General features: G+C 41.1%; 27 protein-coding genes. 20 read left to right on the top strand and 7 right to left on the bottom strand.

Going from position 1 to position 25,811, the window contains the following annotated elements:
• Nucleotides 1–261 precede the first annotated feature (261 nt).
• A complete protein-coding gene (locus NR125_RS15920; protein WP_009334159.1) occupies nucleotides 262–1,281 on the top strand; it encodes a DUF3231 family protein in 1,020 nt (339 codons plus the stop codon).
• 71 nt (nucleotides 1,282–1,352) lie between these two features.
• On the opposite strand, the gene NR125_RS15915 is transcribed toward NR125_RS15920, so the two are convergent.
• From NR125_RS15915 to NR125_RS15905, 3 genes are all read right to left on the bottom strand, one after another.
• On the bottom strand, nucleotides 1,353–2,129 hold the full coding sequence (locus NR125_RS15915; RefSeq protein WP_009334160.1) for a YibE/F family protein: 777 nt from the start codon (nucleotides 2,127–2,129) through the stop codon (nucleotides 1,353–1,355).
• Nucleotides 2,126–3,244, bottom strand: coding sequence for a YibE/F family protein (locus tag NR125_RS15910; RefSeq protein WP_192908707.1), 1,119 nt, complete (start codon nucleotides 3,242–3,244; stop codon nucleotides 2,126–2,128). Before NR125_RS15910 ends, NR125_RS15915 begins: the two co-directional genes overlap by 4 nt.
• A gap of 445 nt (nucleotides 3,245–3,689) precedes the next feature.
• Entirely contained in the window at nucleotides 3,690–4,124 is a 435-nt protein-coding gene (locus NR125_RS15905) for a DUF2383 domain-containing protein (RefSeq protein ID WP_009334162.1), read from the bottom strand.
• A 387-nt stretch (nucleotides 4,125–4,511) separates the two neighbouring features.
• Between NR125_RS15905 and NR125_RS15900 the strand changes: the two genes are divergently transcribed.
• From NR125_RS15900 to NR125_RS15820, 17 genes are all read left to right on the top strand, one after another.
• Nucleotides 4,512–5,060, top strand: coding sequence for a DUF3231 family protein (locus tag NR125_RS15900; RefSeq protein WP_009334163.1), 549 nt, complete (start codon nucleotides 4,512–4,514; stop codon nucleotides 5,058–5,060).
• 707 nt (nucleotides 5,061–5,767) lie between these two features.
• On the top strand, nucleotides 5,768–6,370 hold the full coding sequence (locus tag NR125_RS15895; RefSeq protein ID WP_019383404.1) for a TetR/AcrR family transcriptional regulator: 603 nt from the start codon (nucleotides 5,768–5,770) through the stop codon (nucleotides 6,368–6,370).
• Nucleotides 6,371–6,372: 2 nt separating this feature from the next.
• Nucleotides 6,373–7,275 carry an ABC transporter ATP-binding protein gene (locus NR125_RS15890; protein WP_009334165.1) on the top strand — a complete coding sequence of 301 codons (903 nt, stop codon included), beginning with the start codon at nucleotides 6,373–6,375 and terminating at the stop codon, nucleotides 7,273–7,275.
• Nucleotides 7,275–8,876, top strand: a complete 1,602-nt coding sequence (locus tag NR125_RS15885; RefSeq protein ID WP_192908706.1) for an ABC transporter permease — start codon at nucleotides 7,275–7,277, stop codon at nucleotides 8,874–8,876. The genes NR125_RS15890 and NR125_RS15885 overlap by 1 nt, the downstream gene beginning before the upstream one ends.
• Before the next feature lie 167 nt (nucleotides 8,877–9,043).
• On the top strand, nucleotides 9,044–9,313 hold the full coding sequence (gene rpsN / locus NR125_RS15880) for a 30S ribosomal protein S14 (protein ID WP_113884782.1): 270 nt from the start codon (nucleotides 9,044–9,046) through the stop codon (nucleotides 9,311–9,313).
• Nucleotides 9,314–9,336: 23 nt separating this feature from the next.
• Complete coding sequence (locus NR125_RS15875) at nucleotides 9,337–9,588, top strand: type B 50S ribosomal protein L31 (RefSeq protein ID WP_009334168.1); 252 nt, start codon at nucleotides 9,337–9,339, stop codon at nucleotides 9,586–9,588.
• A gap of 35 nt (nucleotides 9,589–9,623) precedes the next feature.
• Entirely contained in the window at nucleotides 9,624–9,989 is a 366-nt protein-coding gene (locus NR125_RS15870) for a hypothetical protein (RefSeq protein WP_256815677.1), read from the top strand.
• 59 nt (nucleotides 9,990–10,048) lie between these two features.
• Nucleotides 10,049–11,215: an FAD/NAD(P)-binding protein gene (locus tag NR125_RS15865; protein WP_192908703.1), complete on the top strand. Its 1,167-nt coding sequence runs from the start codon at nucleotides 10,049–10,051 to the stop codon at nucleotides 11,213–11,215.
• Between the two features lie 23 nt (nucleotides 11,216–11,238).
• Nucleotides 11,239–11,388: a 50S ribosomal protein L33 gene (rpmG, locus tag NR125_RS15860; protein ID WP_192908702.1), complete on the top strand. Its 150-nt coding sequence runs from the start codon at nucleotides 11,239–11,241 to the stop codon at nucleotides 11,386–11,388.
• Between the two features lie 232 nt (nucleotides 11,389–11,620).
• Entirely contained in the window at nucleotides 11,621–13,147 is a 1,527-nt protein-coding gene (locus NR125_RS15855; protein ID WP_071158315.1) for a spore germination protein, read from the top strand.
• 36 nt (nucleotides 13,148–13,183) lie between these two features.
• A complete protein-coding gene (locus tag NR125_RS15850) occupies nucleotides 13,184–14,272 on the top strand; it encodes a GerAB/ArcD/ProY family transporter (RefSeq protein WP_009334173.1) in 1,089 nt (362 codons plus the stop codon).
• Nucleotides 14,269–15,348, top strand: a complete 1,080-nt coding sequence (locus NR125_RS15845) for a Ger(x)C family spore germination protein (protein WP_192908701.1) — start codon at nucleotides 14,269–14,271, stop codon at nucleotides 15,346–15,348. The genes NR125_RS15850 and NR125_RS15845 overlap by 4 nt, the downstream gene beginning before the upstream one ends.
• A gap of 177 nt (nucleotides 15,349–15,525) precedes the next feature.
• Nucleotides 15,526–16,389, top strand: a complete 864-nt coding sequence (locus tag NR125_RS15840; protein ID WP_071158312.1) for a MurR/RpiR family transcriptional regulator — start codon at nucleotides 15,526–15,528, stop codon at nucleotides 16,387–16,389.
• Nucleotides 16,386–17,513, top strand: a complete 1,128-nt coding sequence (locus NR125_RS15835) for a M20 peptidase aminoacylase family protein (protein ID WP_071158311.1) — start codon at nucleotides 16,386–16,388, stop codon at nucleotides 17,511–17,513. The genes NR125_RS15840 and NR125_RS15835 overlap by 4 nt, the downstream gene beginning before the upstream one ends.
• Before the next feature lie 2 nt (nucleotides 17,514–17,515).
• Entirely contained in the window at nucleotides 17,516–18,334 is an 819-nt protein-coding gene (locus NR125_RS15830) for a GNAT family N-acetyltransferase (protein ID WP_019383413.1), read from the top strand.
• A 21-nt stretch (nucleotides 18,335–18,355) separates the two neighbouring features.
• Nucleotides 18,356–19,462 carry an o-succinylbenzoate synthase gene (gene menC / locus NR125_RS15825; RefSeq protein ID WP_071158309.1) on the top strand — a complete coding sequence of 369 codons (1,107 nt, stop codon included), beginning with the start codon at nucleotides 18,356–18,358 and terminating at the stop codon, nucleotides 19,460–19,462.
• A 73-nt stretch (nucleotides 19,463–19,535) separates the two neighbouring features.
• A complete protein-coding gene (locus NR125_RS15820) occupies nucleotides 19,536–20,621 on the top strand; it encodes a YkvI family membrane protein (RefSeq protein WP_071158307.1) in 1,086 nt (361 codons plus the stop codon).
• Between the two features lie 110 nt (nucleotides 20,622–20,731).
• Here NR125_RS15820 and NR125_RS15815 read toward each other — a convergent pair whose 3' ends face one another.
• Nucleotides 20,732–21,232 carry a hypothetical protein gene (locus tag NR125_RS15815; protein WP_033196634.1) on the bottom strand — a complete coding sequence of 167 codons (501 nt, stop codon included), beginning with the start codon at nucleotides 21,230–21,232 and terminating at the stop codon, nucleotides 20,732–20,734.
• 93 nt (nucleotides 21,233–21,325) lie between these two features.
• Nucleotides 21,326–22,783: an aminotransferase-like domain-containing protein gene (locus NR125_RS15810; protein WP_256815670.1), complete on the bottom strand. Its 1,458-nt coding sequence runs from the start codon at nucleotides 22,781–22,783 to the stop codon at nucleotides 21,326–21,328.
• 37 nt (nucleotides 22,784–22,820) lie between these two features.
• Between NR125_RS15810 and blaOXA the strand changes: the two genes are divergently transcribed.
• Nucleotides 22,821–23,618, top strand: coding sequence for a class D beta-lactamase (blaOXA, locus tag NR125_RS15805; protein WP_009334183.1), 798 nt, complete (start codon nucleotides 22,821–22,823; stop codon nucleotides 23,616–23,618).
• 41 nt (nucleotides 23,619–23,659) lie between these two features.
• On the opposite strand, the gene NR125_RS15800 is transcribed toward blaOXA, so the two are convergent.
• The gene (locus NR125_RS15800) at nucleotides 23,660–24,100 is read right to left on the bottom strand and encodes a hypothetical protein (RefSeq protein ID WP_256815669.1); all 441 of its coding nucleotides are present in this window, start codon (nucleotides 24,098–24,100) and stop codon (nucleotides 23,660–23,662) included.
• A gap of 135 nt (nucleotides 24,101–24,235) precedes the next feature.
• Here NR125_RS15800 and NR125_RS15795 point away from each other — a divergent pair, with 135 nt between their 5' ends.
• A complete protein-coding gene (locus NR125_RS15795; RefSeq protein WP_009334185.1) occupies nucleotides 24,236–24,643 on the top strand; it encodes a RidA family protein in 408 nt (135 codons plus the stop codon).
• 40 nt (nucleotides 24,644–24,683) lie between these two features.
• Here NR125_RS15795 and NR125_RS15790 read toward each other — a convergent pair whose 3' ends face one another.
• Entirely contained in the window at nucleotides 24,684–25,685 is a 1,002-nt protein-coding gene (locus NR125_RS15790; protein ID WP_019383419.1) for a DUF3231 family protein, read from the bottom strand.
• Between the last annotated feature and the right edge of the window lie 126 nt (nucleotides 25,686–25,811).

Genomic DNA, 25,811 nt, shown 5'->3' with positions numbered 1-25,811 from the left:
AAAATTAAATACCAATAAATGTAAAATAAGGAAATTATCCTAAAAAGACTTTTTGTAAATTTAGTTAAGATCTGAAGTTTATCATTCAAGGGATTTTCATCTTAGTAACTATAGAACAAGCTGCAAATTAGCAGCTTGTTTTTTCATGCAAAGGGATTGGTTTTGTTTAACTATGGAATATATTACTTCATGAAAAGATAGATTTTTTTGTTAATCTTTTTGGAATAATAAACCTACTAAAACATGGTGGGGGGTTCATTTGTGGAATACGGGAATAAGAAGGTAAATATTGAACTGACTTGCACAGAAATTGGAGGCCTTTGGGGGGTTTATTTACAAGAAAGCATGGGTTCCTGTTTTCTCCAGTATTTTTTACACCACCTCCAAGATGAGGAAATCATTCCATTAGCAAAAGAGTCATTGCAAATTTCGCAAGGAAGAATAGATAAGATCAAAAAAATTTTTCTCTCAGAAAATTTTCCGGTACCGGCTGCCTTTTCCGAAGGGGATGTCAATTTGTCAGCCCCTCCATTATTCAATGATGTGTTCACCTTAAGCTATATTTATATGATGAATCGATTGGGAATGATTAACTTCAGCTATACTGCTTCAAATAATGTTCGGCTGGATGTACTGGATTTTTTTACAGAGTGTATACATACCTCTACAGAAATGTTTGGCAAAGCAGTCAAGATGATGCTGGGTAAGGGTATTTATGATCGCCCGCCAAAAATGAACTATCCCAAAGAAATTGAATTTGTTCAAAAGGATTCATTTCTGTCGGGAATTATAGGTGCAAAACGTCCCTTGAATGCAATAGAATTATCGGAAATATTTTTTAATATCGAGCGGAATTATTTTTCAGTTCTCATCATGCTTGCGTTTGCTCAAGTAGTAAAAGACAAAGAACTGAAAAAACATATTTTGAAAGGAAAAACGCTCAGCGAAAAACAGATATCCTTTTTCAATAACTTATTAATGGAAGAAGAGCTACTTGGAACCGTGACCGTCGGAATGGAAGTAACAGAATCCATGGTGGCACCTTTTTCAGACAAACTTATTTTTTCAATGATCAATGTTTTAAATTCCGTAGACATTAGTTTAATTTCACATGCCATGTCAGTGTCCATGAGAACTGATCTAACATCTCAATACAGTAAAATTATTGCAGAAGTCATGCTTTATGCAAAGGATACCTTTGATATCGTGGTAAAGGAAAAATGGCTGGAGCAGCCTCCGCTTGTAACTAATAGGAAGATGCTGATACATAAAAAGCAATAGGTATAAGCAATAGAAATAAGTATTAACCATTACTGCAGCCTTTTAAAAGGGCTGCAGTAGTGTTTTCAAAGCTATTCAGTGCTATCGGATGTATTTCCTCTTTTCACTAAATACATTGCAGTAATCCACGAAGTGACAGGAATGACCATCGTAACACCAATTCCTGCACAGAAGATCGTAATCATCTCACCGCTGAAAATCTTTGAATTGATAATTTCACCTGGTGAATAGGATAGGTCTTTAAACCATATCAGAAGTGCTAAATATCCGCCAAAGAAGGCGAAAAATAATGTGTTGGTGCTTGTTCCGAGAATATCCTTACCGATGCTGATGCCAGCTTGGAACAAGTCTTTTCTGCTAATGTCCGGATGATGATAATGAATTTCCCTCATTGGCGAAGAGATGGCCATGGCAGCATCTGTTATGGCGCCGATTGTACTCATGATGATGACAGATGCAGCCACTTTAACAAAATCAACCCCAATATAAAGGGAAAATATGCTCAATTCTTCTATTTCCTCTTCACCAAATCCCTGAATATTTGCCTTATCTGCAATGATGACAATGAACACAATGAGAACTACTGTAGTAATGATCGAAGACAGAAATGCGGTTATCGTCTTAATGTTCACTTCATTTATAAAAAATAGATTGATACAGCCAATTAGTGCACATGCGAATAATGTAACGATAATTGGATTGATGTTTGGATCGTTCATAAAGAAGAGGACGAAAATAATCACACCGAAGTTGAGGAAGATCGCAAAAAATGATCTTGCTCCTTTTTTTCCGCCGATAAGGGTCATCAGAATAAATAATATGGCTGACAGCAATAGGATGGCGTTCATCTTTGGGCCCTCTTTCTATTAATGAAGTATATCGTCGTATGCAACCCAATCGGAATCGTGATTACAATCCCAATTCCTCCGGCAAGTGCCCGGGCTAATTCCAGTGAAAGGTTCATGGATAGGCTGAATCCGAGCGGGGAGTCATTTTTTATATACAGAATAAGCATCGGAATGGAGCCGCTGATATAGGCGAAAAACAAGATATTCGTCATGGTGCCCATAATGTCTTTGCCTACTTCCATTCCAGAGCGTTTAAGAGCCTGCACTGGAATGCTGTTATTTTTTTCATACAAGCTAAACAGTGAAGATGACATGGTAATGGCTACATCCATAACCGCCCCCAACGAGCCGATAAATAAACCGGCTAAGAAAACCATCTGATAGGGCCTGGTTATAAACTGGAGCTCTTCGTATCTTAGCCCCTTCCCGCCAGTTAACCATATGACCAGATAAGTGACCAATAATGATAAGAATGTAGCCGCTAGCGTTGCAATAATCGCAGCATATGTTTTTTCGTTGAAGCCATTTACGAGCAGAAGGGAGGTAACGGTAAATAAAATGACTGCCACACTGCAGATCAGCAGCAGGCTTATTTCCGGATTTTTCAGATATACATCCAATGCATAGGAAAGCAGCACGGCATTAACTGCCAGGCTGATTATGGAAAAGAGACCTTGTTTTTTTCCGACAAAAAGCAGTATCAGGATAAGGATCCATCCTGTCAAGAGTATGTAATGGTCGCGCTTCAGATCTAGGATATCTCCGCTTAGTTCTGCAGCACCTGCTTTTTTTTCCTTTATGGACACAAATAACTTTTGTCCTGTCTGAATTTCATAATCGTATGCTTTGGATTTAGAAAACTGATTTGATAAGTGGATTTGCTGCCCTTTTTCTTCGCCATTCGTTATTTCTGCCACTATCTGCTGTTCATAAATGCGGTCTTCATTATCGTAAATATCCGTTACTTCTTCAGCTTGATGAGTTTTAACCGCTTTAACTTCAGCGATGGTTCGTTCATAGAATGAGTCATTGTTTTGAACAAATAGAACGGAGGCAGCAATGCAAAATGCCAATATGATATATAAATAGAATTTTTTGAGTGGGATGTTTTTCAAAATCAACCTCCAGAGGAAATAAAGACAAATTTTAGTATAAATGAGCGGTTTTCCCGCTGAAAATCCATAATGATGCCATGCAGCTGCCTGCTTCAACGAAAATAGAATAACAGTAATTTTTTCAGATAGTCAAGCTTATCAAAGTGTGTGTGCAATGTCTAATTGTTTTGGTCTGTAAGCATCAATGGCTGCAGATAAGGTCAAAGAGAAATGCCTGCCAGGTTTAACACTTGGCAGGCATTTTTAATTACAAAATTATGAGGAATATCAAGGGATCACTGGTCAGTGAGATCCATAGATCGAACAATTTAACTAATATGAGAACTGCAAAGGATGTGATTTTAACATGATGACAGGTAAAAACGCGAACAGTTGAAGGGTTTGCAGCAAGACACGAAAAATTGTTTCATCTACAACTTGCATCGTGCTTATTCTATATCATGCATCAGTGCAATTCAGATTTTAAATAATCCACATGCTCTCTTTGCTTATCTAATATTTGATGAACAAGACTCATGCTTTTTTCATCCAGCTTATCCCGGACTAACTTCTCCGTCATTTTAATTCCGTAAAGATTTTCTCCTTTAATGGCATGCTTTAAGATATCCTTTTCACCTTGTGGGTGATCGAATATCAGACTGATGAATTGTTCAATTTTGCCAATAACTCCTTCGCTGGTAGCCGGTGTTCCGTGCAGCTCCTGAATTCGTTCTGATAGCAGCTCTGCATGATGCTTTAGATCCTTTTGGATCATAATGAATCTAGAGCGAAGCGGGGAAGCGTCATCAAGGTTTTTAATAAATTCTTCATAAGAATGTATTCCCATATATTGACCCTGCAGTAACTTATTTAAGGGTTTTGTAACTTTCTGTTCTTCCATCAAAATCAATCCCTTTTATTTTATAGGCTCAGCTGATTGTAGTTTAAACGGAAAAAGATAGTTTCATGCAACTTTTGGAAACCCGAGCTTTTATGGAGATTGGTAACAATGCATAAGCAACTATTCAAGATTTAAACCAGACTTCAGCATAAACCCTAATAATCCAGGGCAAATTATCCTCGTAATCAACATCTCTTCCTGCAATCATCGAGTTTCGTTGCCTTCAGTAAATGTAACAGCGTGGATCCTCCGTGCTGTTAAAAGGCTAGCTGATCTTAAATAAGTGAAAATACTAAAAAATGGTTGAGTCAAACAATAATACACTACCTAAACCATGGCTTTAAGAGGCTTATCTTCAAGCTGATATTACTCAATTGGAGGTACATAATGACTACTATAATCGAAACAATAAAAGATTATTTACAGGTAAATTTAGATAATGAACCAAAAAGCCCTCTTCACGTAGGGGAAGTCATGAGCTGCTGGCTTTACCTCACAATCATGGATGAAGCAAGTGTATATATTCAGACAGGCTTGAATACGACAACAGATGATGATGTGGTCAAAATCCTGAAAGAAAGCTTGAAGCAATGTGATGTTCAAGGACAGAGATTTAAAGACTTTATGAAAAAAGAAGGGATCCATTTGCCTCCAACGAGTGAAGAACGACCGGATTCAGAGCCTAATTCAGTTCCTTTGGGAACTAAACTGACGGATGATGAAATTATGAACGGCTTAAGCATTAAAACTGTGGCTGCCATTGTTCATTGTTCGACAGCAGCCGCTCAGTCTATAAGAAATGATGTAAGTTCGCTGTTTACCCACTGCATGCTGGAGAAAATGAAATTTGGTGCCTCATTAAAGGATTTAATGAGGAAAAGAAGCTGGATTAAGGTTCCTCCTTACTATTATCCGCCAGGGTCTCCTAGGAACTGATATATGAGCATCCCATAAATAAAAGGACTGCGATTTTTTTCATTATTTGATGGTAATTTCGGTTCATCCTGAAAACAATGCCATCACTAAAATGGTGTGTTTAAAGGATTGCACAGGAAAAACCGGAATGAAGGGGGTTTTACCTTTCGTCCTTGCATACTCCGGTATTTTCTGCGTTCTGTATCGGTGGAAATTATAACTATACCTGAGCGTTAACAAAGGTCTAAAACATCAAAATGAATAGAAGCATTGAGACAAAGCACCATTGAATTCTCTTTAAGTCATATCAGAATTTGATTTACTGACCTGCAGCGTCAATGAATATTTGGATCAATTCATATTTATTCGCATTCATTATGGATTCAAACTTCAAAAAAAATCATCCATAAAGGATGACAGAGTATGACTGCTGAGCCATGTGTTAATTTTTTTTCTTCAAATTGCAGCTTTCAGTTTGCTGGATCTCTTGTTTCTGCCTTTCTGCGTCCTTCTTGAATGCCTCCATTGCTTTATAGAAAAGCAAAGTCACCTCTATCACCTCCATATAAAATGTATCCCCCCTGTATCATTAGATAAAACGTTAAATAAAGAATTTATTATATGAAAAAAACATTGACCAATATGGTCATTTTTTGTTATGTTGAAAATGACCACTTTGGTCATTTTGGTGAAAGGAGTGGAATATAATTAATACTACTTTTTACAGCTTGAAAAGCGAAAAACAGGAACGAATCATCAATGCAGCCATGAAGGAATTTGTAAAGAGCGGCTTTGAGAAGGCATCTACAAATGAAATAGTAAAGGATGCACAAATAAGCAAAGGCTCATTGTTCAACTATTTCAGCAATAAAAAGGATTTGTATTTCTTTTTGATTCAGAATGCAATAAACATCATTGAACAAATCTATGTTGAAATAGATATGAATGAAAGGGACATTTTTGAAAGAATCAGCCAGGTAGGGTTCATTAAATTAAACATTCAAAAGAAGTATCCCCTAGTATTTGATTTCTTAAAATCCCTGCTTGAAGAAGATGCTCAGGAAGTAAAATCTGATATAAATCAACTGCTGGCAAACATTCAAAAAGATGGCATGAAAAGAATCTACGAAAACATCGACTGGTCAAAGCTACGGGAGGATATAGAACCTGAACAGGCGATAAATATCCTTAATTGGACAATGACTGGTTTCGCGGAGCTGCAAATCACGAAAATCAAGTCATTTGAGGATATCGGTATCGAGCTGATTAACGAATGGGACAGTTATAAGGAAATTCTAAAGCGCTGTTTTTATAAAAATGGGGAGGAATGACCATGAGCCTTTTAAAAGTAACCAACCTAACAAAAAAATTCGGCAAGTTTACGGCACTGAATGGGGTAAATCTCGAGTTAAATGCAGGTGAGATACTGGGGTTCATCGGACCAAATGGGGCAGGAAAATCCACCACCATTCGGGTTTTATTGGGGATACTAAAGGCAACAGGCGGAGAAGTAAAGCTTTTTAACAAGGACGCCTGGCAGGATGCTGTCGACATTCATAAGAGGGTGGCATATGTGCCTGGTGACGTGAATCTTTGGCCGAACTTAACAGGGGGAGAGGTCATTGATTTATTTATAAAATTAAATGGCACTGCGAATAAGGCGAAACGTGAGGAGTTAATAGAGAAATTTGATTTGGATCCATCCAAGAAGTGCAGAACCTACTCTAAAGGAAACAGGCAAAAAGTTGCTCTGGTTGCGGCCTTTTCCTCTGATGCAGACCTGTTCATTCTGGATGAGCCGACATCAGGCCTGGATCCATTGATGGAAAAGGTTTTTCAGGAATGTGTGATGGAAGTTAAGAGACAAGGAAAGAGTGTTCTCCTGTCCAGCCATATTTTATCAGAGGTAGAAAAGCTGTGCGACCGGGTAAGCATTATCCGTCAAGGCAGGATTATTGAGTCGGGAACCTTAAATGAGCTTCGCCACCTTACACGGACACAAGTCCTCGTTGACACAAGCATGCCGATTACAGGATTACTTGATATGCCAGGCATTCATGACATTCAGGAAAGTGAACATGGGATGTCGTTTCAGGTTGATACGATGCAAATGGATGCAGTCATCAGGCATATAAGTCAATTTGGCATCATCAGGCTGGAAAGTGCCCCGCCAACATTAGAGGATTTATTTATGCGTCATTATGAAGGGGAAAAGGATACTGGAGGTGTCCGCTGATGGCAGGCAATCATTTAGCAAAAACCGCTTTCCTTTCAAAATTTATATTCCGGCTGGACCGTTTGCGTATCCCAATATGGGTGCTGGCACTAACCTTTTTTACGATAATCGTTCCAGCAGCCTTTAAGGGATTATACAATTCTCAGCAGGAAAGGGATGCTATGGCACAAACAATGGCCAACCCGGCGATGACTGCCATGACTGGCCCCGCGGATTTAAGCAACTATACGATTGGTGTCATGACAGCCCATCAAATGCTTTTAATGACAGCTGCTGTGACCGGTTTAATGAGCATCCTGCTGGTTGCCCGGCATACCAGGGCTGATGAAGAGGATGGGCGGCTGGAATTGCTCCGTTCGCTGCCTGTAGGGCGTCTATCCTATTTAAATGCATCATTGCTTGTAGTATCGGCAGCTTGCATCGGATTGGCTTTGATTAATGGATTCGGCCTTTATGCCTTGGGAATTGAAAGCATGAATCTGGAAGGGTCATTGCTTTATGGTGCTGCATTAGGGGCGGCGGGTCTATTTTTCGCAGGTGTAACAGCTGTATTTGCTCAGGCTTCAGATAGTTCACGGGGAACAATCGGCTATTCGATAGCTGTGCTTCTTATTTCTTATCTTTTTAGGGCAATCACAGATATCAGCAATGAATCATTATCCTGGCTTTCGCCGCTTGCATGGGTAACCAAAGCAGAAGTCTATAATTCTAATAATTGGTGGCCTATTGTCTTAATGATTGCTGCCGCCATGGTTCTTTTTGCCATCGCGAATTATTTGAACGCTATTCGGGATCTTGATCGCGGATTTTTGCCATCCAGGCCGGGAAAAAAATATGCATCCCTTTTTTTGCAGAGTCCAATCGGCCTTGCGTTAAGGTTGCAGCGGACCGGAATCATTTCATGGGCAATAGGCATGTTTGTGCTGGGGGCTTCTTACGGTTCAGTATTAGGGGATCTGGAATCATTTTTCTCAGATAATGAAGCCATGAAGCAGCTCCTTAAGCCAACAGAGGGGGTAACATTAGTAGAACAATTCATTCCAATGCTGATGATTGTCATCTCACTGATGGCAACTATTCCTCCAGTGATGGCCATGAATAAACTTCGAGGTGAAGAGAAAAAGGAACGAATTGTTCATCTTTTGAGCAGAGCCGTTTCACGGACAAAACTGTTAGGGAGTTATTTCGTTATATCTGTCATTAATGGATTTTTCATGATATCTCTGGCAGCACTCGGATTATGGTCTGCCGGGACTGCTGTGGTTGAAGGCGGTTTATCCTTTGGAATGATCTTTGGGGCAGCATTATCTTATTATCCAGCAATGCTGGTCATGATTAGCCTGGCCGTCTTTCTGATTGGATTTCTGCCAAAATTCACGGGTTTTATTTGGCTATATGTTTTATATTCATTTATTGTGCTGTATTTAGGAGGTTTATTTCAATTCTCTGACTGGATCGGCAGTATTTCTCCTTTTGGCCATGTTCCGCAGGCACCGATTGAGGAATTCTCAATTATCCCGCTGCTTCTATTGTGTTTAATTGCTGGGGGACTGGCGTTAGCGGGGTTTTTAGGGTTTAATAAGAGGGATATCGAGCAATAAAAATTTAGAAACGCAATCTATATGGGGATTGCGTTTTTTATTCATACTAATAACAGTCCAAAGGGTAATCTGAAGTTACATGTGTTGCAATATCAAAATTTTTGTGATTAAATAACAATATTCAAATCGTAATAATTACGATTTTCATCAGAAAGGAGTGACATACCTTGGCAAAAAAATCTAAGGTAGCAAAGGAAATCAAACGGCAGGAGCTTGTATTAAAGTATGCAGAAATACGAAAGGAACTAAAAGAAAAAGGGGATTATGAGGCTCTAAGGAAACTGCCAAGAGACTCATCACCGACACGGCTGAAAAACCGCTGCCAAGTTACGGGCAGACCGCGGGGATATCTTCGCAAATTTAAAATGTCCCGAATTGCTTTCCGGGAATATGCGCACAAAGGGCAAGTTCCGGGAGTAAAGAAATCCAGCTGGTAAAATAAAATGCGGAGGTAATGAAAATGAAGGTAAATATTCATCCGGAATATCATAAAGTAGTATTCATGGATATGAACAGCGGCTTTAAATTTTTGACAGGATCAACAAAGACTGCAAATGAAACAATCGAGTGGGAAGATGGAAACACATACCCATTGATTAAAGTTGAAGTAAGCTCAGATACACATCCGTTTTATACTGGAGTTCAGAAGTTCACGGATCGCGGCGGACGTGCTGAACGATTTATGAAGAGATATAACATGAAGAGCAAGTAAATTGTTTCTCCACTTGGCGAGATGAGGTGAAAGATATGAATTCACATCTTATGGAAATGGTCTCAAGAGAGATTGTAAAGTCACTACCTCCTGAGCAAAAAGAGATTTATGAATTTGTCGTTGGTCTGGAAGAAGAGCTGGCTCAAAAGGCTTCGACTTCTGAAGAATTTATGGCTCTTCTTGTGAAGCATTCACCTCATAGGCAGGCGGCAGCACATTTTAACCTTTCATTTGGACAGCTGATGATGACCATGCATGAAATTGAAGACAAAATTAACAGGCAGCTTGAAAATAAATTGAAACATGTCACATGGGTCGAATTAACAGACAGTATCCGGGCAAGAAAGAAAAGAAATAAAGTTAAATATTTTTATTTCTCCTTAAACGAAATTAAGTCGTAAAAAAATTTATTCTTTAAATCGTAATGATTTCGTATTAAAACCTGCATCAGGAGGCTCATATGGTCTATGATTGGATCGTTGTAGGAGGCGGCATTCAGGGCAGTACCATTGCAGCCTTCTTAGTAAAAAATAATAAGGTATCAACTGATAAGCTGCGCATTATTGATCCACATGTAAGGCCATTATTTAAGTGGACTACAAGTACGGATCGGATTGGCATGAAGTTTCTGCGCTCACCTTTTGTACATCACCTTGATGTCGATCCATTCAGCTTAAGAAGCTACGCAGCAAAGCACCAATGGAAGAAAAGTGAGTTCTATGGGGTCTATAAAAGACCATCCCTGGAAATGTTTAATGAGCACAGTCAGACTCTTCTCCATGATCTTGGATTAGGGGCCAGCTGGCATCAGGGATATGTAAATGGTCTCGATAGGGAGGACAATTATTGGATTGTAAATACAGCCGGAGAAGAACGTCTAAAGGCAAAAAGAGTCGTACTCGCATTAAGCATAAACGATCAGCTGCATGTACCCGAATGGGCAGATTCTATTAAGCAAGAATGGCATGGGATGTTTCACATCTTTGATGATTCTGCAGATTTTTCAAAATTGAGGATGCCTGTTGCTGTCATTGGAGGAGGCATTACAGCCGCCCATACAGTCATCAAGCTTTCGGCACTCTATTCAGGTCAAGTCACTTTAATAAAAAGGCATCCCTTTAAGGTTTGTGATTTTGACAGTGATCCGGGCTGGCTGGGACCTAAATATCAAAAAAGCTACCAGCGAATCACCGATTATTCCGAACGCAGAGAAGTTATTAAAAAGGCAAGAAACCGGGGATCGCTGCCCTCAGAGTTATTTCACAAGCTTAGGAAGCTTGAAAATGAACAAACGATCAAGGTGGCAGACGGAGAGGTTACTTCCGTGAAGCAAGGAGAAAACAAGGAACTGATTCTTTCAGTGGACACACAGGAAGTCAAGGTGCAGTCAATTGTTTTTGCAACCGGGTTCAGGCCATCCAGGCCTGGCGGAAGATGGCTTGAGAAAGCCATTGAAACGTTTGGCCTTCCATGTGCAAAATGCGGATACCCGATTGTGAGTCAATCCCTTGAATGGTGCCGGCATCTATATGTAACAGGGCCTCTTGCAGAACTGGAGATTGGGCCGATTGCCCGAAATATTTCAGGCGCGCGTCAGGCGGCTGAAAGAATTGTTCAAAGCATTTAAGAAGTTAATAGGAGGAAATTAATATGAGAGAAAAGATTACATTAGCTTGTACAGAGTCAGGGGACAGGAATTACATTACAACAAAAAATAAGCGGAACCATCCTGGCCGGATCGAATTAATGAAATATTCTCCCCGTTTAAAGAAGCATACATTGCACCGTGAAACGAAGTAACGGTCAAATGTAATACTTTAAGGACTATTTGTCAGCATAATAGCTGCAGAAAGTCTAAAGGTTTAAGGCTTGTAGGCACCTTTAAAAAACGAATTGTAAATCTTTATTAAATGGGATAATTGATTTTCAAAGCGCTAAAAGTAAAAATTGAGCTAACATATTGAAATAGAATAATAAAAACCCGCCCGCACATACTAAAACTACGATTTGTTAAGTTTTGGAGGAGTGCACGGTGGGTTTTTTTAAATCAAAATTAAAAAGGTTTAATAGGGACAATAAACAAAAGAAGAATGAAAATAGTGAGCATGAATTGCGGATTGATGAACTCCTTCATCGCTGTAAAGAATCAACAGATTTTGTTTCCTATAGATATTCAGAATCCAGCCCATTTTATATTCATTATTACCAGACAATTGTAGAAATTAATATTTTGCATCAATATGTCTTGCCTTATATCAATGAAAATAAGAGCAATACCCTTTTTGATCTTCAGCAGGCTATTCCCATTGATAATACTGAAATTATAGATAATGTTCATGAAATAAGGGATAAATTGCTGACAGGCTGTATTGTTATTGAAGTAAAAGGTTCACTGCAGGAGGCTCTGGTTATTTCTGCTGTATCGCTTGAGAAGAGACCCGTCAGTATGCCTGAAGTAGAGTACAGTGTTGTGGGGCCTAAGGAAGCTTTTGTCGAATCAATTGATGCCAATATCAATCTGGTCAGGAAGAGGCTGCCTATTCCTGATCTCATCGTGGAAGAAGTAAAGATTGGAAGCCTGACAAAAACTAGGGTGGCTGTTCTTTATATTAAAGGAGTTACTGACGAAGAAAATGTGAATACGATCCTGCAGCGCCTGAATGATATTCAATTTGATCAAATTGTGGACAGCTCTTTTATTAACCAGATCATATCTGATAATCATAAGTCTCCCTTTCCTCAATTAATTGATACGGAAAGGCCGGACCGGGTAGCGAGTGTGCTCTCTGAAGGGAAAATAACGATTCTTGTTGATGGCTCACCGCATGCATTAACAGGTCCTACAACTCTGGTAGAGTTTTTTTCTGCATTTGAAGATTACTATCTATCCTGGCATATTGCCTCCATTTTTCGGCTGGTCCGCTTGTTTGCGGTATTCTTTTCCGTTTTGTCGACATCTCTTTATGTTGCCGTGCTCACGTATCATTACGAAATGATTCCGGAAAACCTGCTTAATCCGCTCATAGCTTCAAGAAGCGGCATCCCGTTCCCGCCGATATTGGAAGCGATTATTCTGGAATTGACCATTGAGCTATTGCGTGAGGCTGGGGCAAGGCTGCCGACAAAAATCGGTCAGACGATTGGTATCGTAGGCGGTATTGTAATCGGGACTGCTGCTGTACAGGCTGGTCTGACCAGTAATGTGCTGCTGATCATCGTGGCGCTTGCAGCCCTGGCTTCTTTTACAACGCCTGTCTATCAAATGGGCAATACTATCCGCTTAATCCGCTTTCCTTTCTTAATCACTGCCCAGTTATGGGGACTTCTGGGAGTTACCTTTTGTTTCTCATACATTTTGAGCCATTTACTTAAAATGTCTTCTCTGGGACGCCCATATCTTGCACCCGTCTATCCATTACGGCTGGCTGACTTAAGGGATTCACTCTTCCGCCTCCCGTTTTTCATGCAAACGAAGCGGCCATTGCAGGTCAGATCTCCTGTACGAACTCGTTTTCAGCCCAAAAAGCATGAGAAATCCAAAACAGATATAGAAGATTAATTGGTGTAAATATGTTCCGATAAAGGAGGCTAGTTGATGTTTCCATTGCCTAAAGAGGATAAAATGGTATCGCCCTATTTTGTATTTTATTTAATACATGCTATGCAAATAGGCGTTGGTATCCTAGGTTTCGAAAGAGTTATTGTCCAGTCGGCCGGCTATAGTTCCTGGATCGCAATCTTAACATCCGGCGCCTCCATTATTGGATTGATATGGGTTTCCTATCGCATCTTAAACAAGGGAAACAACGACATCGTAGCCATACATGCTGATATTATGGGAAAATGGATCGGCGGTTTTTTCAGCTTTCTATTTTCCTTATACTTCTTTGCTTTTGCATTGGTTGTACTTAGATCATATGTGGAAGTGCTCCAGGTATGGGTATTTCCCGAAGTCTCCGAATGGATATTCGTACTCATTATCATTTTTTTATCCTATTCCTATGTCACAGGAGGTTTTCGGGTTGTAACAGGGGTAAGTTATTTAGGGATTTTATACGGGTTGCCATTATTATTGGTGAAGTTTTATCCTTTACAGTATGCCGATTATGGTAATCTTCTGCCAATCCTGAATGCCTCTCCTGCACAATTATTTAAAGCTTCAAAAGAAATGACCCTTAATTTTCTCGGGTTTGAGACCTTATTTATGTTTTATCCTTTTATAAAAGATGGTCCGAAATCTGAAAAGTGGGCATACTTCGGCGTGCTATTCAGCATATTTATTTATCTGCTGACTGCTTTTGTTACGTTTGTATACTTCAACCAGGAACAGTTGAAAGGCACCATTTGGGCTACACTCACACTATGGAAAATCGTGGACTTAATCATTGTGGAGAGGTTCGAATACATAGGAATTTCCGTATGGTTTTTTACCATTCTGCCGAATATCTGCATCGGCCTCTGGTGTGCCAGCCGGGGGTTGAATCGGCTGTTTCCTGTCACTCAAAGAAATGCCTTAAGGATTTTTTGCCTATTGCTGTTTTTCATCAGCATTCTTCTAACGGATAGACAGCAAATTGATGTGCTGCAGAAAGCTGTTTCCCAAATGGGTTTATATACTATCTACTTTTACTTACCATGCTTGCTGGTCTTACAATATATCATCATGAAGGTGAAAAAAGGATGAATGCTAAAAACTATTTATGCTGTTCCTTGATTACAATCCTCCTTGCAGGCTGTACTCCAAGTCCAAAGGTATTGGAGGATATCCAATTAGTGCAGACCATTGGCTATGATTATGTTAATGGTGAGGAATTTGAAGGAACAGCAGGCTCTTCCAATATACCTCCAGGTGAACAGTCATTACCGGTGAATGACGTTTTTTCTGCAACAGGGAAGACAAGTAAACGGATCAGGCAAAAGATTCAGGCGGAAGCTGCAAGGCCCATAGTCGTTGGCAGGGTGGGATTAGTCATTTTCAATAAGGAGCTCGCAGAGCATGGGATTGAAAAACAAATAGACAGTCTGCAGAGAAACCCCAGTATTGGCCGGAAATTGCTGCTTGTAGTATCGAAAGAGAAGGCGAAAGACATTATTGATTCAAATTACTCGCAAAGTGATTCTGTATCACAGTATTTAATCGATGTGGTGGAACAGAATCTTGAGGCGACTATTCCTGAGATAAATTTACACCGTTTTCTTGTTCACTATTACAGCAAAGATGCCGACCCATTTTTACCTTTAATTGAGAAACAGGGTAAGCATTTGAAAGTAAGCGGAATGGGAATTTTTAAAGAAGATAAGCTAGTTGATACAATCAGCTTTGGTGATGCCTATATCTTTAAAATCCTTTATGAAAAATTCCGGAGGGGACAATTTGAAGTAGAACTTAGCGGGGGAGAAGATGTAAGTCTCGAAAACCTGTCATCAAAACCTAAAATAAGGGTGGACAAGAGGAATGGGAAATATATAGCCACTTTTAAGGTGAAAGTAAACGGCAGAGCGATGGAAGGGGTTGATTTAGATCTTACAGACAAGAAAACGATTGAGAGAATTGAAAAAGCAGTGGAAAAAGAAATAACTGAGAGAGCAGAGAAAATGATCAAGAGGTTTCAGGAACTGGATACAGATCCCCTTGGCATCGGGGAAAAGGCAAGGCAGCGCTCTGATTTTAATCGTAAGGAATGGAAAGAGCAGTATAGTCAAATGGAAATAAAGATTGAAGCAAAAGTGAATGCTGTTCAATCGGGGATTATAGAATAATCATGTATATAAAAAGAGAAATTGGCATCCGATATAAGGGTGTCATTTTTAATTAAAAAATTTTCAGAATTATTATTGTTTTACAAAGAAATATATGATAGTTTAGTTAAAACGAAGTTCAGACTTCATAAATTTAAAAAATTCAGCTTAAACTTCATAATATTAAGGTGAGTCTAAATGGTATTAAAAGAAGTGATCGAAAAAGAGTTTAATAACCTCTCCAAAGGGCAGCAGAAGGCCGCTAAGTATTTACTGGATCACCCTAAGGATTTTGCTGTGAAGTCAGCGGGTGAGATTGGCAAGAGAATCGGGGTAAGCGAAACGACAGTCATCCGATTCTGCTATTCGATTCAGCTTTCCGGCTATTCGGAGCTGCAGAAGATGGTAAGGGAACAGCTATTGAAGGCGAATAGCACACTTGGTCAGTATTTTACCAGCAAGGTGGAACTGGCAGAAAAGCCGGAGTTCCTTGCGAGTGTGATGGAAAAGGATTGTCTCCATATCAGAGAAACGATTCAGAATATAAGTCAGGACGATTTTGATGTTTTAGTGGAGCGTTTGATCAAAACAAAAAAAATATATGTTACAGGTCTGCGGTCTTCCTTTGCGGCAGCAAGCTGGCTTTCTTTTACCCTTGGGGTGGTAAGGGGAAATGCGAAGCTGATCCGGCCGGATACGGATGATCTGCTGCTGACGATCACTGAAATGGATAAAGAAGCGACGTTTATTGCGATTTCATTCGACCGCTACATGAAAGATACGATTAAAATGGCGGAACTGGCGAAAAAGCAGGGAGCATTTGTAATTGGCATCACGGATTCAGCAATCGCACCGATTAAAGAGCATGCCGACTTGCTTTTTCATATCCATTCATCGGAAAAATCGACGATTGATGCTGCGCCAGCACTCTTTTCCTTTCTGAATGCGGTGATTGCGGGTGTGTCGATTCAAGATGGTGACCGATTTCAAAAAAGGAAAGAGCAATATGAAAAGCTGGATAGTGAACATTTTTTTATTCAGCCGGGAGGGAAGATGGATTGAAGGAAATTATTGAACAGATTAAACCTGCATTGGATATGGTTTTTAATCATTTGCACGAAAACCCGGAAGTAAGCTGGAGGGAATATAAGACCACAGAGTACTTGCGGAAATTCCTGGAAAGCCGGGGTTTTCAGGTTCAGCTGTTTGGGGATTGCCCTGGTTTGGTTGTTGAAGTGGGGGAAGGGAGTCCATGCGTCGCGCTGAGAGCGGATATGGACGCACTTTGGCAGGAAGTGGACGGCAAGTTTCAGGCCAATCATTCGTGCGGACATGATGCCCACATGACAATGGGGGTTGGGGCCATGCTGCTGCTTCAAAAGGCTGGCTTCCCCAAAAAAGGCAAACTGAAATTCATCTTCCAGCCGGCTGAAGAAAAGGGCACTGGTGCCTTGAAAATGATTGAGCATGGCGTGCTGGATGATGTGGATTACCTGTACGGTGTACATCTGAGGCCAATCCAGGAAATAAGAGATGGAGAAGCGTCTGCAGCCATTTACCATGGCGCTGCAAGGTTTCTGACCGGGGAAATTATCGGGGAAGATGCCCATGGAGCCCGCCCGCACCTTGGGCAGAATGCCATCGAGATCGGTGCTTCTTTCATTCATGAAATTAAAAATATTCATTTGGATCCGATGGTTCCGCATACGGCCAAGATGACCAAATTCCATGCCGGCAGTGACTCAGGCAATATCATTCCGGGAAAAGCGTCCTTCAGCCTGGATCTGAGGGCACAAACAAATGAAATCATTACTGCACTGGGAGAAAAAATAGAAACGATCACTGAGTATTTATCCAAGCTGTATGGAGTCAAGATCAGCCTTGAGATGAAAGCGAATGTGGCAGCAGCTGAAGTAGATGAAGAAGCTCAGAAGTATCTGGAGATGGCAATAGTTGATGTCCTGGGAGCTGGCCAATTAAGGGAACCAATCGTGACTTCGGGCGGGGAAGACTTCCATTTTTATACTCTCAAGAAGCCGAATATAAAGGCCACGATGCTTGGATTGGGCTGTGATTTAAAGCCGGGGCTGCATCATCCGGACATGACGTTCAATCGGGAAGCGATTTACTCGGGAATGGAAATACTGGCCAAAGCCGTAATGGCCACTTTGGAAAAGGAGGAGTGAAGATGGCTGCTGTGACAATGGATTTACGGGTATTAAAGACAGCATCCGATATGGATCTTATACAAAGGCTGGAGAAGACAATCTGGAATATGGATCCCCTTCCGGTTCATCAAACCATCACAGCTGCCCAGAACGGAGGGCTGCTGCTCGGGGCATTTATAGAGGATAACCTTGTGGGATTCAGCTACGGATTTCCAGGTTTCCACAAGGGAAAAGGCTATTTATGCTCCCATATGCTGGGCATTCACCCTGACCACCAGGATAAGGGACTGGGGGCATTATTGAAGCAGAAGCAAAAAGAACTGGCTTCAGGTATGGGCTATGACCTGATCACCTGGACTTTTGATCCGCTGGAAAGCCGGAATGCTTACTTGAATCTTTCCAAGCTGAATGCGGTTTGCTCCACTTATGTGGAGAATTGCTACGGAGATATGGATGATAGCCTGAATCATGGGCTGCCGACAGACCGTTTAAAGGCAGAATGGTGGATTACCAGTTCGCATGTGGAGGAGCCAGTAGGCATTGAAACAGCGGACGCACAGAATCCCTACGATTGGGGAGTATCAGAGGACGACTTTCCTGTTTTATTAAATACTGAATGGGATGCTGCGGAAGGTCCAGTGCTTGTTCCGATTCCGGCAAACTTCCAGATGATTAAAAATAAGAATTTCGAGCTTGCGATCGATTGGCGCTTTAAAACAAGAAGGATTTTTCAGGAGTTATTTTCTAAGGGGTACGCTTTGGCAGGATTTCAAAAAGGGCTGGAAGGCCCTGTGCATTACTATGTATTAGTTCAGAGGAATCAGCTTAAACTCAACTAACAGGAAAAGGCGGGAATGAATATGAAAGTGACAGAAGTCGTATTGCGGCATATGAAAATGAGAATGAAAGCTCCATTTACAACAAGCTTCGGCACGTTTCAGGATAAGGAATTTCTCTTGCTGGAAGCCAAGGATGAAAATGGTGTGAGCGGCTGGGGAGAATCTGTTGCCTTTCATTCACCATGGTATAACGAAGAAACGCTGAAAACGAACTGGCATATGCTTGAAGATTTCATCATTCCGAATCTATTAAACAAAGAAATGCAGCATCCGGATGAAGTTTCGGAAACTCTCTCCTACATACGGAAAAACAATATGGCGAAATCAGCATTCGAAGGGGCGGTTTGGGAGTTATATGCCAAGCAAAAGGGAATTCCGCTTGCAAAGGCTCTTGGCGGTACAGCGAATGAGATCGAGGTGGGCATTAGCATCGGGATTCAGGATAGTATTGATGAACTGCTGAACCTCATTGATGAATATGTAAAGGAAGGCTATAAGCGCATCAAAGTCAAAATCAAGCCAGGCTGGGATGTTGAAGTCATGAGGGAAGTGAGAAAGCATTTCCCGGATGTAGCGCTTATGGCTGATGCAAACTCAGCATACACCCTTGAAGATATCAATCTTTTAAAGCAGCTGGATGAATTTGATTTAATGATGATCGAGCAGCCGCTGGCATCAGATGATATTATTGATCATGCCGTTCTGCAGAGAGAACTCATAACGCCTGTCTGCCTCGATGAAAGCATCCATTCCTATGAAGATGCGCGCAAGGCGATTGAGCTGGAAAGCTGCAAAATTATTAATATCAAAATCGGCCGGGTCGGCGGGCTGACAGAATCGAAGAAAATTCATGATCTCTGCCAGGAACGGGGCATTCCAGTATGGTGCGGAGGCATGCTGGAATCCGGGATCGGCAGGGCACACAATATTGCCTTAACCACACTTTCCAATTTTATCATGCCAGGGGACACAGCCGCATCATCCCGCTATTGGGAGAAGGATCTGATTGACCCTGAAGTAACTGTCGAAGATGGAATGATCAAGGTTCCAGGAAAACCTGGCCTTGGATATGAGCCAAGTTATGAAACCATTAAACAGTTTACTGTTTTTGAAAAGAGCTTTTCTTAAGGGAGAGAGAATTCTCTCTTTCTCTTTTAAGAGGAGTTGTCGAAAAATTCAAATATCTAAAAGGGGGATCAGAATGAAAAAGAGTATTCAGATTGCCGGTGCTTTTATCGGGGTCATAGTCGGAGCGGGTTTTGCTTCAGGCCAGGAAATTTTGCAGTTTTTTACCAGCTTTGGCTGGATGGGGATAGGCGGTGCCATTCTGGCGACCATTTTCTTTGCTTTTCTGGGGATGAACTTAACACAGCTTGGAAGCCGTCTGCAGACAGATTCCCATAAAGATGTCATTTACCATATTTGCGGCAGGTATTTAGGGATAGCCGTCGATTTCATTATTACCTTCTTCCTTTTCGGTGTGGCCGCTGTCATGCTTGCCGGATCGGGATCCATTTTTGAAGAGCAGTTCGGAATCCCGAGCATGGCCGGCAATGTCATTATGGCTATATTAACGATCCTGACCGTTTGTCTGAATATCCAAAAAGTGATTTCCATTATCAGCCTGGTTACACCATTTCTCTTAGTAATGGTGATTGTCATTGGCGGTTATGCCCTAAGCACGATGGGGATTAATTTCTCTGAAGTACAGAAACTGGCAGAAAGCCAAACCCCAGCCGCTTCCAACTGGTTTATGGGCGGACTATTATATGTTTCATACAATATTGCGGCCGGTGCTGCAATGCTTGCTGTCATGGGCGGAACCACTAAAGATGAAAAGCAGGCAGGAATGGGGGGCATCCTTGGCGGTGTAGGTTTGGGAATTCTTATCTTAATAATCAATGCAGCCATGCTTGTCAAAATGAATGTTGTGGATGGCTCTGACATGCCGATTCTTGCTCTTGCCAATGAAATTTCACCTGTATTTGGATTATTGATGTTCGTTGTATTGCTGGGCATGATTTACAATACCGCTGTTGGTATGCTGTATGCCTTCACGGCCAGGATCGTGAAAAGGGAAAATCCTAAATTTAATCTTTTTGCGGTATTATTTGGTGCGGCAGCGTTTGGAGCCAGTTTTGCAGGCTTTATTACGCTGGTGGGAACGGTTTATCCTTTGATGGGATATTTAGGGTTTACGCTTATTGCGGCAATTGTGTTTGCCTGGCTGAGGGGGAAACGGAAGGCTGTTGTGAGTATGGATAATGGAGTTGCTTTAAAACAGTAGAAACTTTGCTGATACTTTAGAAAGCTCAGTTCTCCTGAGCTTTCTATACCTTCTCAAATTTACCTCATAATGGTATTGCGGCTCTTGACACTGAACTGGTGGAATCCATCTTAATAAAGATTATATTCTCCATTTTCCGGGCCGCTTCCAGCGGAAGGAAAAGTAACACCCATCGTACGCAATGCTGCTTTTGCTTGAGATAGATAATTTTCTGCCTGGTTCTGCCATCTGATGATCAGGCTAATAAACGCCTTATATTCAGGACCTGCATTTTCCTCCATCGTATTTAGCCCTTCACGCACCTTTTTATCCTCATTTTCCGCATTTACGATGCAGGCCGCCAATGTAGCGATTATCGATTGCCGCTGCTCTCCATTCACAAGTCTGCGGGCACAGCCGACAGTGGTCACGCGGTGATACGAAGCCGGAACCAGATGCTTGTGCATTTCTGCATTTCCTTTTAAATCTTTGGTCTCAGGAATATGAAAAAGCTCAGAACTCATGGAACAAACCATTTCTTCAGCATATAAACTTTGCTGCAGCAGTGTTAAAATATCTCCCCAGCTTGTTGTCCGATAATATGGATAATAATAAGGATTCAATCGAACCATCTCATTTTATGGATATAGGAACCCCATTATTATAGATATGTTTGTTAAGCGGGTGTCATGTCATCTTGGGTGGCGGGGGTCAGTCCATATCTTTTAGAAATAAGAATGAGCTAACGCACGAATCCCATCCCCGATCTTCTTCACACCAACTGCAATTATCCGGTCCTCCACCTGAGAGACACTCAATCGAATTCTATTTTCCTTTAGATATTCTGGAAGATACATTGGTGCAGCATCCTGAACCAATACATTTTTCTTTTGAAGATGCTTTACAAGATTCTTCGCCTTCATTCTGCCCGGAAGAACAACTGTCGAATAGAATCCCGAATCCCCGCCAGTAAATGAAGTATTGGGAGGCAAATGCTCCAGGTATGCCTTTTGGAGAATGGTACCCTTCTTCTTGTATTGCCGCCGGAGTTTTTCAATATGGGCTTTGAACATACCGCTGCTTAAGTAAATCTCAAGTGCCCCTTGTGTGAGGACGGGTGTATGGACGTCCGCTGCAAATTTGGCCTGTGTAAAACTTTTCATTAAGGCTTCTGGAAGAACTGCCAATCCTAATCGCAGCCCTGGCAGCAAAACTTTCGAAAAGCTTTTTGTGTAAATGACTCTTCCGGAAGGATCATAGGCAAACATGGGATCTGCCTTTTTTCTTGTATCAAGATCACCCATATAGTCATCCTCCACTATGTAGACATCATATTTCTGAGCGAGCTCGACCATATCCTTTTTTTCCTGGTTGGAGTAGCTGCAGCCTGTAGGGTTTTGAAATCTGGAAACAGTGTAGAAAAACTTGATGTTTCTCTCTCTGAATATCTTTTCTAAGTAATTGAGGTCAATGCCTTTCTGATTTACCTCTATGCCAATAGGCTTCAAGCCGCGGGAAGTGATGGAATCTATGAAACTGAAGTGGGTTGGCTGTTCTGTGCAGATCTCTGTTTTATTATTAGGAAAAGGGAGTGAGACCAAGAGATCCAGAGCCTGCTGGGAGCCGGATACCACCGCAATTCTTTCAGCCGGGGCGAAAACCTGCAGATCCTGAAGCTGAGCTGAAAGCTGATGCCGAAGACTCGGCAAACCGAGGGGATGGGAATACTGAAACATTTCCTCTTTATATAGCTCAATTGCCTGATTCATACAATGCTGATAATTACGGTAGGGCATCTTGCTTTTATCCGGTCCTGCTGAGACAAAGTCAATGATCATAGGTTTTTGTTTTTTTGGCATATCAGTACCAACCGCAAAATAGCCGCTTTTTGGCACAGAGTAGATGAGATGTGCCTTTTCCAATTCACTGTAAGCTCTCATTACTGTGTTAATGCTGCAGTTAAATTCTTTGGCAAACCTGCGAATGGAAGGGAGCTTTCCTCCGGCTTTCAAGCGTTCATCATCTAGTCTTGATTGAATTTCTTCTATGAGTTCATCATATTTATTGCCCATAAAAACACTCCGCTCGTTGAATTTGTATGGGTACAGATGGCCAAAACTGTTCTTTTCTGTATCCATCATGCTGTTTATAGTATAAGGGACAAATACAAGAGCTGACATCATGACAGAAATCCTATTTTATATGAAGGAGGAAGAAAAGATGAAGTGGATGAGAAGAGCAGGTATTGCTGCCCTTTCCGTGTTATTGCTGCTGACGGGTACAGGTGCTGGGGCATTAGGGGGAAAAGAAAACACAAAGGATCTGCACATTGAAGAAGCTTTTGCAGGAACAGAGGGCACTATGGTTCTCAAAAGTCTTAAGAATGACAAGGTTTATGTCTACAACAAGGAGAGGAGCAAAGAGAGACTGACGCCTGAATCAACCTTTAAAGTCGCCAATGCCCTAATCGGACTGGAAACTGCCGCTGTAAGAGATGAATACGAAGTGAAAAGGTGGGATGGAGTTGAACGGGAATTCGAAAGCTGGAACCGGGATCATTCGCTTGCTTCTGCCATGAGGGAATCAGCTATCTGGTTTTATCAGGACCTGGCGAGAACGATTGGTGAAAAGAAGATGCAGGAATACGTATCAAACATCCAGTACGGAAACCAGGACATATCAGGAGGAATCGATGCCTTTTGGCTGGACAGCAGCCTGAAAATTTCCGCAGCAGAGCAAGCTGATTTTATCGAAAAATTGGTTGAAGAAGAATTGCCTTTTTCACAAAAGAACCAAAAGACAGTCAAACGAATGATGATTCAGGACGAGCAGGATCAGTTCATCCTGCATGGTAAAACAGGGTCAAGGCTGTCTGACATGGGACTGGGCTGGTACGTTGGTTTTATTGAAACAGAGAAGGAGACATGGGTGTTTTCGGTGAATATTGATGGAACAGGTACGGAGGCTAAGAATATTGCTGTGGAGGTGCTGAAAGAGAAAAGAATCATGAAAGACTAAGGTCAGCAGATCAGTGAAGGAAGCCATAATAATGGTTTCCTTCACTGGACTTCTGCTGAAAATGTATAAGAGACTTTTCCATTCGGCCATTCTGCTAAGACTTCATAAATATAGCTGCCTTTACTTGAAGGTACAGTAATTTGATGATCCTCAAGCTTTATTTCTTTTTCTTTTCCTGTTTCATTCCATAAGTACACTTTAATAACCGGTTGATCTTCAATCTTAATCCTAACTTTTTGGTCTGGTTTCATCATAATAGGTTTTAGATGATCTGCCATTTGATTCGGTGATGCGTGATCTGTTGTCATAGTTTCCGTCTCTAGCCCTTTTCTTCTAACCCACTGTTCATTTCCTTTTTCCATTTGATAATCTGTCCCGTTCACTTCGGCAACTGCATTCATCGATGGAGGGAATTCAGCTTCTTCCCCAGCGTTAGTTGAGCATCCAATCATTATTATAAAAAGAGAATAGGCTAAAATCATTTTTAACAACCGTTTTAAACCCACATTGCCACCCGCCTTTTTAGAGAAACTATTAAAAACAGTTTAACTGAAAGAGGAAAAAATTGCATAAATGCGGAATTAAAATAGGTACCGTCAATAGAAAGGAATACTGAAATGACTAAAAATATCTCCTTAATCCGTTCATCGAAATTACCGTCAGTTGATTATGCATATGCATCTCATGTTCCTTCCGGAATGGACCTATTTTTTATGGCGGGAGCCTGCCCGCTTGATGCCACTGGAAAAGTGCCTGAGCAAAGCGGATATGAAGAACAGGCCAAGCTTTGTGTCGAGAACTTGAAGTCAGCATTAAAGGAATGCGGGGCAGAATTAAAGAATGTGGCTTATACAAGAGTTCTCGTCGCATCCTCAGACCAGGCAGATTTGGTGACAGCCTGGCAGGCAGTCAGAGAAGAATTCGGCTCACATGATGTTCCAAGTACATTGTCCGGTGTAACCGTTTTAGGTTATAGCGGCCAATTAGTTGAGATAGAAGCGGTTGCAGCTTTATCCAAAGAATAAAAAATTTTTTTTGGTGAAAGTTTTTCGAATTGAAGATCGTTTAGGCGTTTCTATTCACGGATTGCGGCTGTTGTTCAAGCCATCTATGCTTAACCAAAATTTTATAGCAAAGGGCACCTGCCTGAGCAGCATGAAGTGATACTTTTTGATAGGTTACATTGAGATCCGATCTAAGGCTTGAACCTGCACCAGCTCCATAATACGAGAGAGCTGTATTTACTAAAAACGCCGCATGAAACATCATCAATTTGTCAGAAAATGGACTAACTGTTGATTCTGTGATTTCTGCATCCCATTTAAAAGGTACAGGCAGATAATCCTGCCGCAAAATGGTGTCAAGACTATCAGCATCTTTTCCTGCTAATTCAGCGTTTTTTGCCATGAACTTGCGTACGTCATCATACTCTGCCACTTGTGCAAAAGCTAAGCTTAGTGTCCTGACTAATCCTGTTTTCATTGAATTATAGAAAACGCTGCTGATTTCCGAAATGTTAAGTGGTCTTTTTTCACCTGCTAAATTCGAAAGCATGCCTGTTGTATCAGTAAATTCTATCTTCTTTGATGGAGGAACAGCCGGTACGGTTGTGAAGTTTGGGTAGGTCTTGGATAATCCAGTGATTCTCTGATATAACTCTTTGGCACTGACGATACATTCTAAGAAATAGTCCTGCAGGTCTTTTCGGTCAATATTTGTCAGTGCTAAGCTATAAGCTGTTAAGCCATGAGCCGTCATCAATTTAGAGTAAAATAGCAGGCATTGATCTGAAAATAGACGCGGGGCTTCAAGGTTCACATCATTTTCTGTAAAGCCAATGGGGTGTTGAAAATTTGAATTTCTTAAATAAGCTGTGATCTGGCTGGTATGGTTTTCTGATCTTAGCAGAGAGTCCTCCAAAATGGATTTGATTTTTTTATCCGTAACAACATTAATGAAATATTTGTAAACACAAATAGCCATACTATCGCCCATATACTGATGCCAAAGTGCTGAAAGTTCAGCGCTATTTAAGCTCCCGTCCAATTTTTTTCCGAAAATGCCCATTCTGGAAACCCCCGCGTCTAATCGCTTTTTCCTTAGTTTGTCTTATTTTTTGACAATTATTATATATTGGAGCCCGAAGGTTGTGAAAATGGACAATGGACCCATCCGCCATAGGCTGATAGGGTC

The organism is Cytobacillus sp. Bac17, assembly GCF_024519925.1.
Lineage (GTDB): Bacteria > Bacillota > Bacilli > Bacillales > Cytobacillaceae > Cytobacillus > Cytobacillus pseudoceanisediminis.
Note: the sequence above shows the minus strand (reverse complement) of the source record. Positions and strands in the feature narration are given on the sequence as shown.